The 12,947-nt window shown below is 57.5% G+C and carries 15 protein-coding genes; 9 read left to right on the plus strand and 6 right to left on the minus strand.

Features of this window, described 5'->3' with window-relative positions; translation table 11 throughout:
- The coding region (locus ACOQPU_RS00005) for an imelysin family protein (protein ID WP_420640442.1) at window positions 1-972 on the minus strand (972 nt) is incomplete at its 3' end.
- Window positions 973-1,259: 287 nt separating this feature from the next.
- Here ACOQPU_RS00005 and ACOQPU_RS00010 point away from each other — a divergent pair.
- Window positions 1,260-2,102 (plus strand): 23S rRNA (adenine(2030)-N(6))-methyltransferase RlmJ, encoded by an 843-nt coding sequence (locus ACOQPU_RS00010; protein ID WP_420640430.1) that lies wholly within the window; start codon window positions 1,260-1,262, stop codon window positions 2,100-2,102.
- Window positions 2,103-2,104: 2 nt separating this feature from the next.
- Here ACOQPU_RS00010 and dctP read toward each other — a convergent pair whose 3' ends face one another.
- The gene (gene dctP, locus ACOQPU_RS00015; protein WP_420640431.1) at window positions 2,105-2,983 is read right to left on the minus strand and encodes a TRAP transporter substrate-binding protein DctP; all 879 of its coding nucleotides are present in this window, start codon (window positions 2,981-2,983) and stop codon (window positions 2,105-2,107) included.
- A gap of 354 nt (window positions 2,984-3,337) precedes the next feature.
- Window positions 3,338-3,736, minus strand: a complete 399-nt coding sequence (locus tag ACOQPU_RS00020) for a DUF4168 domain-containing protein (RefSeq protein ID WP_420640432.1) — start codon at window positions 3,734-3,736, stop codon at window positions 3,338-3,340.
- Between the two features lie 241 nt (window positions 3,737-3,977).
- Here ACOQPU_RS00020 and ACOQPU_RS00025 point away from each other — a divergent pair, with 241 nt between their 5' ends.
- From ACOQPU_RS00025 to ACOQPU_RS00045, 5 genes are read left to right on the plus strand one after another with little or no spacing between them, the layout of a single operon-like run.
- On the plus strand, window positions 3,978-4,646 hold the full coding sequence (locus ACOQPU_RS00025) for a hypothetical protein (protein WP_420640433.1): 669 nt from the start codon (window positions 3,978-3,980) through the stop codon (window positions 4,644-4,646).
- Window positions 4,612-5,481, plus strand: coding sequence for a sensor histidine kinase (locus tag ACOQPU_RS00030; protein ID WP_420640434.1), 870 nt, complete (start codon window positions 4,612-4,614; stop codon window positions 5,479-5,481). The genes ACOQPU_RS00025 and ACOQPU_RS00030 overlap by 35 nt, the downstream gene beginning before the upstream one ends.
- On the plus strand, window positions 5,471-6,856 hold the full coding sequence (locus tag ACOQPU_RS00035) for a sigma-54-dependent transcriptional regulator (protein ID WP_420640435.1): 1,386 nt from the start codon (window positions 5,471-5,473) through the stop codon (window positions 6,854-6,856). Before ACOQPU_RS00030 ends, ACOQPU_RS00035 begins: the two co-directional genes overlap by 11 nt.
- On the plus strand, window positions 6,849-7,754 hold the full coding sequence (locus tag ACOQPU_RS00040) for a DMT family transporter (RefSeq protein ID WP_420640436.1): 906 nt from the start codon (window positions 6,849-6,851) through the stop codon (window positions 7,752-7,754). The genes ACOQPU_RS00035 and ACOQPU_RS00040 overlap by 8 nt, the downstream gene beginning before the upstream one ends.
- Window positions 7,751-8,041, plus strand: a complete 291-nt coding sequence (locus tag ACOQPU_RS00045; protein ID WP_420640437.1) for a GIY-YIG nuclease family protein — start codon at window positions 7,751-7,753, stop codon at window positions 8,039-8,041. The genes ACOQPU_RS00040 and ACOQPU_RS00045 overlap by 4 nt, the downstream gene beginning before the upstream one ends.
- Here the strand turns inward: ACOQPU_RS00045 and ACOQPU_RS00050 are convergent.
- Window positions 8,016-8,909 carry an alpha/beta hydrolase gene (locus tag ACOQPU_RS00050; protein ID WP_420640438.1) on the minus strand — a complete coding sequence of 298 codons (894 nt, stop codon included), beginning with the start codon at window positions 8,907-8,909 and terminating at the stop codon, window positions 8,016-8,018. The genes ACOQPU_RS00045 and ACOQPU_RS00050 overlap by 26 nt on opposite strands.
- A 98-nt stretch (window positions 8,910-9,007) precedes the next feature.
- On the opposite strand from ACOQPU_RS00050, the gene ACOQPU_RS00055 reads away from it, so the two are divergent.
- Entirely contained in the window at window positions 9,008-10,027 is a 1,020-nt protein-coding gene (locus ACOQPU_RS00055) for an alpha/beta hydrolase (protein WP_420640439.1), read from the plus strand.
- Window positions 10,028-10,090: 63 nt separating this feature from the next.
- Window positions 10,091-10,747, plus strand: coding sequence for an OmpA family protein (locus ACOQPU_RS00060; RefSeq protein ID WP_040474632.1), 657 nt, complete (start codon window positions 10,091-10,093; stop codon window positions 10,745-10,747).
- A 65-nt stretch (window positions 10,748-10,812) separates the two neighbouring features.
- Here ACOQPU_RS00060 and ACOQPU_RS00065 read toward each other — a convergent pair whose 3' ends face one another.
- Together ACOQPU_RS00065 and serA are read right to left on the minus strand one after the other, a co-directional pair.
- Window positions 10,813-11,097, minus strand: coding sequence for a hypothetical protein (locus ACOQPU_RS00065; protein WP_420640440.1), 285 nt, complete (start codon window positions 11,095-11,097; stop codon window positions 10,813-10,815).
- A 198-nt stretch (window positions 11,098-11,295) separates the two neighbouring features.
- Window positions 11,296-12,525 (minus strand): phosphoglycerate dehydrogenase, encoded by a 1,230-nt coding sequence (gene serA / locus ACOQPU_RS00070; protein ID WP_036209606.1) that lies wholly within the window; start codon window positions 12,523-12,525, stop codon window positions 11,296-11,298.
- Between the two features lie 180 nt (window positions 12,526-12,705).
- On the opposite strand from serA, the gene ACOQPU_RS00075 reads away from it, so the two are divergent.
- Window positions 12,706-12,947, plus strand: a 242-nt coding sequence (locus tag ACOQPU_RS00075) for an FAD-binding oxidoreductase (RefSeq protein WP_420640441.1), incomplete at its 3' end; no start/stop codon positions are given.

Below are 12,947 nucleotides of genomic sequence, written 5' to 3' on the forward strand. Positions count from 1 at the left end.
TTCAGAACCGTCAATCCGGGTGTAGCTGCCGGAGTAGATGTTGGCCACGCCCTGGCCGTTGTAGTAATGGGAATTGTGGGTGTTGTCGCTGAAGCAGTCGTGCTCATCCTCGTAGGAGTTGGCTTCCAGGGCGACTTTCATGCGCTCACCAGCCAGCTCACCCAGGGACAGGGAGCCCATGCCAAAAAACATTTTCTGGATGGCCTCGTCCGGCGCTTCGGCGAGCAGCTGGGAGCGGTAGTTGTCTTCCTGTTTCGGTGCCCACTGTGCAACCATCCATTCGAGATCAGTGATCAGCAGATCGGTCGCTGCATCCAGGTAGGCGGCGCGGCGGTCGCAATTGCCATGGGTGCACTCCTCTCCCTGGACGTAGTCCGTCGCAGGGCGTTGTCCGGCGCCGCGATCAAAGCCGTGCAGGTCCTGGCCCCACAGCAGGAATTCAATGGCATGGTACCCGGTGGCCACGTTGGCCTCCGAGCCTCCGATTTCGTTCAGCTCTGCCAGCAGGTCCGGTGTCAGGCTGGAAGCATCGACCGTCGTGCTACCAATATTGATTTCCGTGCTCGCAACAATGTTTGCGGTAGCGCCTTCGTTGCCCAATTCGTACTGGTAGCCGTCTTCTTTGACGTAATCGATCAGGCCTTCGTCCAGCGGCCAGGCATTCAGTTGACCTTCCCAGTCATCAACCACGGCGTTACCAAAGCGGAACACCTCGGTCTGCTGATAGGGCACCCGGGAAGCCAGCCAGGCCTGTTTTGCTTTCTGCAGGTTTTCTTCGGTCGGGCTTTCCAGGAAGGTGTCTACTGCGCTGTCGAGGGACTGCGCGGCGGTCAGTGCGTCTTCAAAGTTTGCATGGGCCAGGTCGGCGTAGTGTTCCACGACATCGGATTTGGTGATGGCTTCTGCTGCCGCCGGCTCTTCGGCTGCCGCGGATGTGGATGCGGTCTCGTCGCCGCTACTGCAGGCTGTCAGCAGCGTCGCGGAGATAGCGAGTGCCACGGGAATGCGTGATGCTTCTGGGAGCAGGGTCATTTCGATGTCCTTTCGCTGTTCATTAAATAAAACGTATTATTGTTCGCATTATAGAGGGCGGGTGGGCGGTTGCAATGAATGTGAGAATGATTTTCAATTTTGTTGGTTGGCTGGGGTTTACTCGGCAGAGGGAGATGATTGGACAGAGAGATCCCGGATTGTTGGAAATGTTTGCCAACGCTGCTCCTGCTGTAGCCTAATGGTACCCCTTTCGTCAGGAGTCTGTAATGCTGAGTTACCTCCACGCGTTTCATGCCGGTAATTTTGCCGATGTTCACAAGCACGCTGCCTTAACGCTTGCGGTCAGGATGATGCAGGCCAAATCGTCTGCTATCGCCTGCTTCGATACTCATGCCGGTAGTGCCAGCTACGATCTTGCGGGAGATAGGGCGCTTAAAACCGGCGAAGCCGCCGACGGGATTCAGAAGGTCTGGCCACGTCGAGCCGAGCTGCATTCCGACGACTGGCAGGCCATCCTGAGCGGGTTGGCCGAGGGGGAGGGAAAGGACGGGCAATTGGCGAGCTATCCGGGGTCGCCGCGCTGGTTCCTCCGTTACCTGCGGGAGCAGGACACCCTGACCGCCTTCGAGCTGCACCCTGCAGAAGGCAAAACCCTGGGGCAGTGGGCTGCCAGGCATTCCCGGGTCAGGGTCTTTCAGGAGGATGGATTAAAGGGGTTGCTTCGCCATCTGCCGCCCAGGCAACCAAGGTTGCTGGTGCTGACGGATCCTTCATACGAGATCAAAAGCGACTATGAAGCGGTGGCGAACACCTTGGCGCGAGCGTGGCAGAAATGCCGTCATGGGGTGTATCTGATCTGGTATCCGATTCTGGCGGGTTTCCCCCACAAGCGGTTAAAGGATGCGGTGTCTGAGGGGCCCGTACGCAAGGTGCTGTGCAGCGAAGTTGCGCTTAACCGGGCGCCGCAACGAGGAATGTCCGGGTCCGGAGTGCTGGTGGTGAACCCGCCCTGGGGATTCGACACCCGGCTTGCGGAGATGATGGATGCGGTTGCCGGTGATCGCTGTCTGGGCCTGTCATTGAACAGCAGCTGGCTGGTGCCTGAATAGCGCTATTGGGCTGTCGTGTCCGTTGCCGGTATTGCGGACTCTTTTGTGCGGACCATTGTCAGGAGTTGGTCCAGAATGTCTGCTCCACGCTCACCAGCCATCCTTATATAGGCCTCGCGGGCTGGCCGGCTGGCCTCACGGAAGCGGTTCCGCTCCTCCTCGGTCAATTCAACTACACGGATGCTGCTGTTTTCCGTGATGGTATTGAGGCGGCTTGCATTGAGCTCAGCCTGTACCTCGTAAGCCAGCGGTGCAACCTCATCCATAGCATCTTCCAGCCAGAGTTTCTGGTCTTCCGGAAGGGCGTCAAACCACGACGTATTGGAAACCACGGAGGTGACAAACTGGGCGGGGCTGGCAAACGTCATCACACCCTGGACCTCGTAGAATCCCATCTCTTCAATGGCGAAAACAGGGTTGGCCTGGCCGTCAATGCGGCGTAACTGAAGGTCGCTGTAGACCTGCGAAAAAGGGACCTGGCTGGTCGTTGCGCCATAGGTTTTGTAGGTCTCTTCAGCGATGTCCGACGTCATGGTTCGGATGGTGAGTCCGTCGAAATCCGCAGGGCTTCGCAACGGCTTATTGGCGGTCCACACCATCCAGCCCTCGGGTACGAAACCGTGAAGCTTGAGACCCTGCTCCTCGTAAGGCTCGTGGAAGAGCTGCTCCAAATCATCGCTGGCGAGCACGCGACGATTTACGTCGTCGTCATCAGACAACAGATAGTGGAGGGTGAACACGCCCACCTCGGGAATAACGTTAGCCAGGTGGCCGGGGGAAGCGAAAGCGAGATGGACTGAACCTTCCTGAACCAGATCCGTCAGTTGGAGTGGACGTGCCAATAGAGCCATAGGGAAAAATATCAACAAGGATGTTGCCATCGGATATGCGTTCGATGCGGTCTTTGAACTCAAGGGCGTAACGATGCTGTACGCTGCCTTCAATTTCCTCAAGGGCAAAGCGCCAGGTTACGGGGTAGGACGGCTTCTTATCATCGTCGCCACTCGACACCGGTGCCGGGCTTTCCGAACATCCTGCCAAGACAAGCATAACCGTCAAGAGCAATGGGGTTAGCCCGCGGCAGAATCTTCGCATGGTTTGTCTCCATTGGTCTCTACAAAATCATGCCGACAAGATACCACAATCAACGTTGATTATGGCCATCGCGACCTCGTTTGCAGAATCAAAAAGGCCCTGCAATAGCAGGGCCTGAAGCAACCAATGTGGGAAACGGCTTACATCAGTGCATCAACACGATTCCGAACCTGAGGTTCACTGTTGTAAGCGGTAGCGATGGAGTTGTAGGTGGGGATATCCATGCCCGAATCCTCAATCACTGTCACCATCTCATCGTTGGCTTCCATCTGCAGTTCCTGGGCCTTTTTCTGGGAATCAGCCGCTTCGATTTTCTCCATGTACTCATCGCGGATATTGTTGATGCCTTCCTGGGCCTCAACGAATTGCTTCAGTTCCGCGTCGGTAAAGTTGGTTTTCTGGGTGCCGGCTGAGGCGGGATCACTGTATCCGCCGTTGGGGTTGGTGGCTTCCGGGCTTTGCTGATTTTCCTGCGCCAGTGCGGGGCCCGCTGCCAGCAGTGCCAGGGATGCGGTCAGTGAGATGAGAAGTTTGTTCATGGCGTTCTCCTTTTGCGTTGAAGGGACTGCACGGTGTTCTCGAATGCAGTCTGACGTTGAAAGGAATGCGATTCCTCGAACGTTGGTGTGGTCTAATCAAGCTCTGTGCCAGCTTTTTTATTTCTATAAAAATCAATAAAAACAGTATCTTGTTGGTTGTTTGGTGTTACCGTTGCGTAATGTGCATTGTGGCTAAATGTCACATGTGGCATACCTGTGTGACACTTTGTCGGAGCGCACTATGAAAACGCCTGTATCAAGAGCGCGGGACATGTTTCGATCGCTGCGCCTGACCTTGGTGCTGAGCATGGTCGTACCGTTGATGATATTCAGCGGGGTTGCCATCTATGCAGGGCTCGGTGCGGTTGAACGTAACCTGAACGACCGTTTGCGGGAGGATCTGGAGCTTGTGGCCCGGGCGGTCAGTGGTCCTCTGTCCCAGGCCATGTCCGATGGCGATGAAATTGTTCTGGGGGAGTCGCTGAAATCCATCTTCCGTATCGGCCGGGTTTTCGGTGCCTCGGTGTTTGATGAAGACGGGCAGCAGATCGCCAGCCTCGGTGTTGCGGACAGTGATGTTACGCGGAGCGACAGTGCCGAACGAGCGATCGCCAGCGGCAAGCTGGACGGCGCATTTCGCAGGGTCGACGGGGTGTCGGTGTTCTCGCAATTCACGCCGCTGGTTGCCCCGGACGGTCGGATTCAGGGGTTGCTTCAGGTAACCCGCAAGCGTAGCGATTTTCATGAGTTGGTGGCGTCGAGCCGGATCTGGGCAGTGAGTATCTGGTCAGTGGTGTCGTTGATGGTCATTCTGGTGGTTGGTCCTGGGGCATTACGGTGCCGTCGGTCGCCATGTCAGCCGGCTGTTGGAATTGATGGAACGGATGGCACCCGGCCGTTGGCAGATTGATGGGCCTCCTGCGGGGCCGAGGGAACTGAGGCAGATCCACGAAGGGTTGCAGGACATGGGCGCCCGTATGGCGATTGCGGAAAATGAAATCCGGGAGAGCGTTGAACGCGAGCGGGAACTGTCTGAGCAGCTGAAGTATCAGGAGAAGGTCGCCATGATCGGGCGGGTTGCCGGTGGCGTTGCCCATGAGCTGGGTGCGCCACTGAATGTCATCCAGGGTCGCGCCAATATCCTTGGGCGGGGAGAGCTGGCGGACAGTGACCGACGACACCTGAAGGATATCGAACATCAGGTCGAGCGGATGACGTTGATTATCCAGCAACTGCTTGACTGTTTTCGTCATGTGCCAGACTCCCGCCGGGAAACTGATCTGGCGGCCACCGTTCGCGAACTGACCGCGCGCGCCTGCGACGAGCCCAAGTGCCATGGCGTTGAGATCTGTACCGATATCCCAGAGGCCAGTGCCGGCGTTCTGGCCGAGCCAACCCGCCTCGAAATGGCCTGCCTAAACCTTGTCCGCAACGCGTGCCAAGCGGCCCGCTCGCAGGTGATCGTGTCTGTTATTCCCCTCGACGGACACTGGGAGTTGCGGGTGGATGATGACGGCCCGGGCATCGATGATTCGTTGCGGGAACGGATTTTCGAGCCTTTTTTCAGTACCCGTGCGGCGGGTGAGGGAACCGGTCTGGGGCTTGCGGTGGTCGGCAGTGTGATCAAGGAGCATGGTGGTCGGATTGAGGTTGGCACGAACGCGGACGGCGGGTGCCGGATGTCAACGTTCTGGCCGGTGTATGAGAAACGCGTGGAGTCGACGGAGGCCCATCATGAAAGCTAGGCCCGCTTCGATCATGCTGGTGGAAGACGACGCCAGTTTGCGGACGCTTCTGTCAGAGGAGCTTGAGGTGGATGGTTATGCGGTACGCAGTGCGGCAACCGTTGAGGAAGGTTGCAATGGCTTGCGGGAATGGCGCCCGGACCTGATTGTGTCGGACCTTCGATTGCCGGATGGCGACGGCCTGGCAATACTGCGGCAACTGCAGGCCGAAAGCCACTCTGTGCCCTTTGTCATCATCACTGCCTTCGGCACGGTTGATCAGGCGGTAGAGGCGCTTAAGGCCGGTGCCGATGATTTTCTCACCAAACCACTGTCCACCGACCATCTTCGCCTGAAGATCAAACGCCTGCTGGCCCATGCGGCGGTGACCAGTGAACTCGCACGTTACAAATCCCAGAGTGAAAGCGACAGTGCGCTGGGGCTGGTGGGCGAGAGCCGGGCGATGGAGCGGTTGAGGAACGAAATACGACAGGTGGCTCGTAGCCAGGCGGCCGTCCTGGTGAGTGGCGAGAGTGGCACCGGCAAGGAACTGGTTGCCAGGGCCATTCACGACGAGAGCGAGCGTCGCCAGGGACCGTTTATACCGGTCAACTGCGCGGGCATACCCCATGAGCTGATGGAAAGCGAGTTTTTCGGCCACGAAGCCGGTGCGTTTACCGGCGCAAAATCCGCCCGCAGGGGGCTGTTTGCCGAAGCGGACGGAGGCACGCTGCTGCTGGACGAAATTGGCGAGATGCCGCTCGCTCTTCAGGCGAAATTATTGCGTGTGCTGCAGGAAGGCACGATCAAGCCGGTGGGTTCTGACCGCGAAGAGGCCGTCAATGTGCGTGTTATTGCGGCTACCCATCAGGACCTGGTCAAGGCCGTTGAGCAGGGTGGCTTCCGCGAGGACCTTTACTATCGCCTGGAAACCCTGACCTTGATGGTGCCGCCATTAAGGGAACGGGATGACGATGTGGATCTGCTTGCCATGCATTTCCTGCGGGATTCCGCCCGGCGTCACCAGCGCGGATTCCTGCAACTGGGCGAAGTGGCTGCGCGAATGTTGGCGGATTACCCGTTTCCCGGCAACGTCAGGGAACTGGCCAGCGCGATTGAACGGGCGGTGACCTTCTGCGACGGTGATGTGGTGTTGCCGGAACATCTGCCGGCTCGTATCCGCAAGCGCCAGACAGAGTCTGCTGAGGGCCGGCCGGTACTGCCGTCCGGAAACCTGGCGGATTGGCCCACGCTGGAGCAGGTCCAGCAGGACTATGTGGTGCGCGTTATTGATGCGGTTGAGGGTAATAAACGCCGTGCGGCCCAGATACTCGGGGTAAACCGTCGTACGCTCTATCGCTGGCTTGACGCGGAAAAGGACACTGCTTATGACTAACCAGAAACAGGCCATGCTATACGGCCTTGGAACCGTATTGCTCTGGTCAACGGTGGCTACCGCATTCAAGTTGTCATTGCGGGAATTGACCCCGGTCCAGATGCTGGTGGTCGCCTGTTCCGCGTCGGTCATAGTGATGGCGCTTATTCTGGTCGCACAACGGCGATGGCACCTGGTCTTTGAACTGTCGCGTCGCCAGTATCTGCAGTCTTTCGGTATGGGGCTTATCAACCCCTGTCTTTATTACTTCCTGTTGTTTGGTGCGTTTGACCGGCTGCCTGCCCAGGAGGCGCAACCTCTGAATTACACCTGGGCGCTGGTGCTGGCCTATCTGTCGGTGCCCTTTCTGGGGCAGAGGCTGCGACGTGCCGATATCATCGCCGGGTTGATTTGCTATAGCGGGGTCGTCGTTATCGCAACCCGTGGCGACGTGTTGTCGCTGACGTTCTCCGACCCTCTTGGTGTGGGCCTGGCTATCGGCAGTACCCTGGTCTGGGCGTCCTACTGGATTATCGCGACTCGGGATACCCGGGATCCGGTGGTCGGTCTGTTCCTGAATTTTCTCTGCGGTCTTCCGGTGATCGTGGTGATTTGCGGGGTCACGGATGGTTTCGATTTCAGCCCCACAACGGGCCTGTTGGCGGCCACCTACGTTGGCGTGTTCGAAATGGGAATTGCCTTTGTGCTCTGGTCCTACGCCATGAAAAAGGCTGAAAACACCGCCAGGGTCAGCAACCTCATCTTTATCTCACCGTTCCTGTCGTTGGTGTTCATCTATTTCATTCTGGGGGAGATCATTCTGCCATCCACCTACGTTGGTCTGGTGTTGATCGTTGCGGGGCTGTGGATTCAGCAACGTAAAACCCGGGAGGCAATGGAGAGGGCTTCATCGGTATGAGTCGGTGGTTCATCTACATGGTACGGACCGCCAAAGGAGCTCTCTACACGGGGATCACAACCGATGTAGCGCGGCGCTTTGCCGAACACCAGGCAGGTGCTCCAAAAGGGGCCCGTAGCCTGTGGGGCAAAGGTCCCCTTGAGCTCGCATTCTCCGCCGAGACGACGGACAGGGCGACGGCTTCGAAACTTGAGTGGCAGATCAAACAATGGCCGCGCAGGCAGAAGGAAGCGCTGATTCGTGGGGATGTTGTCCTCCCGGTCAGCTCGCCAGATGCTGGTGAATAAACGCTCCAGCGGTCTGCAGGGCCTCGGTGGCCCGGTCCAGCTGCCCCGCGTGGACCTGGAAAACGTGCCAGAGGCCGTTATAGATTTCCAGACGTGTATCGACACTGTCACGGCTGGCCGCATCCGCCAGGCGCCGGGCATCGTTCAGCAGGATTTCCTGGCTGCCCACTTGAATCAGCAACGGTGGAAGGCCGGAAAAGTCGCCAAATACGGGTGAAACGAGAGGCTCGGACGGCGGAGTGTTGCCGCAGTACAGGCGTGCGGACTTGTCGATCCATGGTTTTTGCAGGACTGGCTCGCATTCAGGCGAATAGAGGTGCTGGTGGGAAAGATCCGTCCAGGGCGACAGCACCATCAGCGAGGAGGGCAAGGGCAGGCCTTTGTCGCGCAGGCGCATGGCCAGGGCTACGGCGAGTCCGCCGCCGGCTGAGTCGCCCGCCAGGCAAAGGGTTGCAGGCGGATGCCCTTCGTCCAGCAAAGCGCGGTAAACCGTTTCGGCATCGTCCAGTGCTGCGGGGAAGGGGTTCTCCGGTGCCAGTCGGTAGTCAGGAGTAACCACCATCGCACCGCTGAATTTCGACAGGTGGCCGGTTATTCCCTTGTGCGTTTTTGGCGAGCCGATGATGTAACCACCGCCATGGAAATACAGTATGACCCCATGGGGGTTGTCGCTGTGACAGGCCCGGGTGATCGAAAGCCCTTCTGCCTGGATGTCTTCAAACCGGGTGCCACGTGGCGGAATCGATGTCAGGTAGGCCTTGCTGATCAAACGGCGTTGCAGGGCAATGGGAATCGCGGGGTGCAGCAGGGGACGAACGAGTCGGTTCATGGTCTGGCGCAGGCCGGCTTCCAGGGCGGTTTGTATCATCGGCAACTCCGGGGTTGTGGTGTGCTAATCTAAGCACCAAGCTTAGTGCAGACACACTGCGATTTTCATACCCATTCATGACAGGCGTTTAACTCTACGTGTACTGGAAAACAGATACCATAGAAATTCCGAACTGGGACAGGGCGTCGTTACTTGAACGAATGTCGCCCTTCGAGCCTGAAAGCCAGGAACAACTCAGCGAGGATATGGTGGCCTACTGCCGGTTCTACGGCCTCGATCTCTGGGTGGAACACCCGGAGGTCAGCTATCGCCAGGGTTATGTGATGGCGGACCGGCACCAGGTGATGGTCCACTATTTTCGCCTCCCGGATCAACGCAAGCCCCGGGGCACGGTGTTTATCCTGCATGGCTACTTTGACCATGTAGGGTTATACAGCCAGTTGATCGACCGTTGCCTGGGGGCGGGCTTTGATGTACTTGCCTATGATCAGCCCGGGCACGGGCTGTCCAGTGGCACACCGGCGGCGATTGGTAGTTTTCTCGAGTATCAGGCCGTGCTGACGGATGTCATGGCCAGTGTAAGGCGTCACGTGCGGGAGCCCTGGTATGCGGTCGGGCAGAGCACCGGCGGGGCTATCCTGATTGACTACCTGTTGACCAACCATCACGACCGGGAAACTTCGGATTTTCGCAGGGTGGTACTGCTGGCACCGTTGATCAGGCCGATGGGTTGGCTGGGGGCCAAAGTTCTGCACAGCCTGGTAAAGCCCTTTATATCGCGATGGCGACGGGCGTTTGGGGCCAACAGTGGAAACTCGCGTTTCCTGAAGTTCCTCAGGGACTACGATCCGCTACAGGCCAGAGCCGTACATGTGGACTGGGTTTCTGCATTACGGCAGTGGGTACCGCATATTGAGTCCGCCCGCCCGGTCGATTTTCCCATTACCGTGGTGCAGGGGGAAAAGGACCTGACGGTAGACTGGCAGCACAATCTGCGGATTATCCGCAATAAATTTTCCTCCGTGGAGGAACTCCGGATACCGGATGGGCGTCATCATCTTGTAAATGAAGCCCAGGATTTACAGGCAACCGTATTCAATACCATTGTGGATACGTTTGAAAACGACCATGACGGGTCTCTGTCTGAGGCCAGTTAAGGAAAGCCAATGGCGGCACCATGCCGCGAACAGTCATACCTTGGAAAGACTTTGGAGAATGCCGTGAAGAAAACGATTGTAGCTTTTGCCGTCGCCACCGTGGGTCTTGGCGGCTGTATGACATACGATCCTTACACCGGTGAGGAGAAAACCTCTAGCGCCACGAAAGGCAGCATTATCGGGGCCATCGGTGGTGCCGCTGTTGGCGCTGCAACCTCCAGCAGCAGTGACCGTGGCAAAGGCGCACTGATTGGTGCCGCGTCCGGTGCGGCCATCGGTGGTGGTATCGGTTACTACATGGATAAGCAGGAAGCGCAGTTGCGCCGCAAGCTCGAGGGTTCCGGTGTTCGCGTTGTGCGCAATGGCGACGAAATTGAACTGGTCATGCCGGGCAACATCACCTTCGACGTCAACCAGTCCTCCATAAAGCCGTCTTTCAGCAACACGCTGGAATCCGTGGCGCTGGTGCTGAAGGAGTTTGACAAGACCATTATTCAGATCGAAGGCCATACCGATAGCACTGGCTCACGGGATTACAACCAGTTGTTGAGTGAGCGCCGCGCTGGGTCAGTAAGGGACTTCCTTTTGAATCAGGGTATCGAACCCAAGAGGACACGGGCGACGGGTTACGGCCCGCGCTACCCGATTGCCTCCAACGACACCGAGAGCGGACGCGAGCAAAATCGCCGCGTTGAGCTGACACTGGTGCCAATGCAGTAATAAGAAAGCCCGGTGCCGCACTTTCGGTGGCACCGGGCTTTTTGTCGTAGCGAGGAAGGCAGTCCTTACTTATTGCCCCCGGGAAGCCACTCGTCAATCCTTGCCTTCAGATCCCGCAACTGATCTTCCCCTGAATCCCGGATTTCCGATATCTTCTTGCGTGCTTCTTCGACGTGTTCCTCCAGCGCCTGAATGCGCTCGGAGAAATCTTTCTGGATTTCAGCCTCTGCCTGGTCGTCCTGGGCTTTTGCCATCCTTTCTTCAGCATCGGCCTGCAGGCTCTGGATCTGTTTGCTCCAGTACTCGGTCTGGGTTTCCAGTTTTTTCTGCAATGACTCCTTCAGTGACATGAGATGCTCCTTGGAGTGAATGTTGGATGCAATGTTAAAGCGTTCACTTCCATCATGGCTGCATCTGATGACATCTCAAGGTCAAACGTCGTAAAAGCGGATTAATAAGAGGTCATGTGCCGGAGTTGGCCCGTTTGGCCATAAAAAAGCCGGGACCTGTTGGCCCCGGCTTTTCCCGGTGCTGAAATACGGTCTGGATCAGAACAGAACGCGGCAGCGGATGGTACCTTTGACTTTCAGCAGTTTCTCCAGTGCCAGCTCGCCGTACTCCTTGTCGACGTCGATCACCACGTAACCAATGTCTTCCTTGGTTTGCAGGTACTGGCCACAGATGTTGATGCCGTTTTCCGAGAACACCTGGTTTATTTCCGACATCACGCCCGGCACGTTTTCGTGGATGTGCAGCAGGCGGTGCTGGTTCGGATGTGAGGGCAGGGCCACTTCCGGGAAGTTCACGGATGAAACAGACGTGCCGTTGTCGCTGTACATGGCCAGCTTTTCTGCCACTTCGCGACCAATGTTTTCCTGGGCCTCGATGGTAGAGCCACCGACGTGCGGAGTCAGGATCACGTTGTCGAACTCGCGCAGCGGGGAAATGAACTCTTCGTTGTTGGACTTGGGCTCAACGGGGAAGACATCAATGGCGGCACCCAGGAGCTTACCACTGCCCAGGGCATCGGCCAGGGCGTCAATGTCTACCACTGTGCCCCTGGAGGCGTTCATCAGGATGCTGCCCGGCTTCATCTGGGCAAACTGCTCGGCCTTGAACATGTACTTGGTGGACGGCGTTTCGGGAACGTGCAGGCTGATCACATCACAGGTGTTGAGCAATTCCTGCAGGGTGCCTACCTGGGTGGCGTTGCCGATGGACAGTTTGGACACCACGTCGTAGAAGTACACGTCCATGCCCAGGCCCTCGGCCAGCACACTGAACTGGGTGCCGATGTTGCCATAACCGATGATGCCGAGCTTCTTGCCACGAATTTCGTAGCTGTCCTTGGCGGATTTCAGCCACTCACCACGGTGGGCCTTGGCGTTTTTCTCAGGTACGCCGCGCAGCAAAAGAATCGCCTGGGCCAGAACCAGCTCCGCCACACTGCGGGTGTTGGAGAAAGGTGCGTTGAAAACAGCGATACCGCGACGGGTAGCCGCCTGAAGATCAACCTGGTTGGTGCCAATGCAGAAACAGCCCACCGCTACCAGCTTCTGGGCAGCGTCGAACACCTTCTCGGTCAGCTGGGTGCGTGAGCGGATACCCACGAAATGAGCGTCGGCGATTTTCTCCACCAGCTCGTCTTCGGCCAGCGAATGAGTCAGGAATTCGATGTTGGTATAACCTGCAGCGTTCAGGGTATCAATGGCGGACTGGTGCACGCCTTCCAGCAGCAGGATGCGGATTTTGCTCTTTTCAAGAGACGTATTTGACATGGGCTTGCTTCCGAACCTTTCGTCACATGAAATGACCCGTGAGGACCGCTGTTGGCGGGCGGGCTCACAGAACAGGGGCGGTATGATACCATAAACGCAGATTTTCACAGCGCGTCGGACCACCTGAATCAACTCTGCCTGTCGACGCCCTGATTAACCCTTTGCGAGACCGGACTATCCATGAATCCTGAACAGATCGTTGCCTCCCTTCAAGCCCTGATGGAAGTGGGCCAGACCCCCGGAAAAGTGCTGACTGATGCGGCCGACCTGGACAATTACGGCAAGGACTGGACGAAAATCTATCCACCCAAGCCCGTGGCCATTGTTCTACCCAAGACGACGGAACAGGTGCAGGCGCTGGTGAAATTTGCCAACGAAAACCAGGTGGCTCTGGTGCCCTCCGGCGGGCGCACAGGCCTGAG

The organism is Candidatus Leptofilum sp., from assembly GCF_965223285.1.
Lineage (GTDB): Bacteria > Chloroflexota > Anaerolineae > Promineifilales > Promineifilaceae > Leptofilum.

Excerpts from the sequence above, each read along its gene's own strand:
- ACOQPU_RS00010 (WP_420640430.1), top strand. The coding sequence starts at position 1,260 with ATGCTGAGTTACCTCCACGCGTTTCATGCCGGTAATTTTGCCGATGTT.
- dctP (WP_420640431.1), bottom strand. The coding sequence starts at position 2,983 with ATGGCAACATCCTTGTTGATATTTTTCCCTATGGCTCTATTGGCACGT.
- ACOQPU_RS00020 (WP_420640432.1), bottom strand. The coding sequence starts at position 3,736 with ATGAACAAACTTCTCATCTCACTGACCGCATCCCTGGCACTGCTGGCA.
- ACOQPU_RS00025 (WP_420640433.1), top strand. The coding sequence starts at position 3,978 with ATGAAAACGCCTGTATCAAGAGCGCGGGACATGTTTCGATCGCTGCGC.
- ACOQPU_RS00030 (WP_420640434.1), top strand. The coding sequence starts at position 4,612 with ATGGAACGGATGGCACCCGGCCGTTGGCAGATTGATGGGCCTCCTGCG.
- ACOQPU_RS00035 (WP_420640435.1), top strand. The coding sequence starts at position 5,471 with ATGAAAGCTAGGCCCGCTTCGATCATGCTGGTGGAAGACGACGCCAGT.
- ACOQPU_RS00040 (WP_420640436.1), top strand. The coding sequence starts at position 6,849 with ATGACTAACCAGAAACAGGCCATGCTATACGGCCTTGGAACCGTATTG.
- ACOQPU_RS00045 (WP_420640437.1), top strand. The coding sequence starts at position 7,751 with ATGAGTCGGTGGTTCATCTACATGGTACGGACCGCCAAAGGAGCTCTC.
- ACOQPU_RS00050 (WP_420640438.1), bottom strand. The coding sequence starts at position 8,909 with ATGATACAAACCGCCCTGGAAGCCGGCCTGCGCCAGACCATGAACCGA.
- ACOQPU_RS00065 (WP_420640440.1), bottom strand. The coding sequence starts at position 11,097 with ATGTCACTGAAGGAGTCATTGCAGAAAAAACTGGAAACCCAGACCGAG.
- serA (WP_036209606.1), bottom strand. The coding sequence starts at position 12,525 with ATGTCAAATACGTCTCTTGAAAAGAGCAAAATCCGCATCCTGCTGCTG.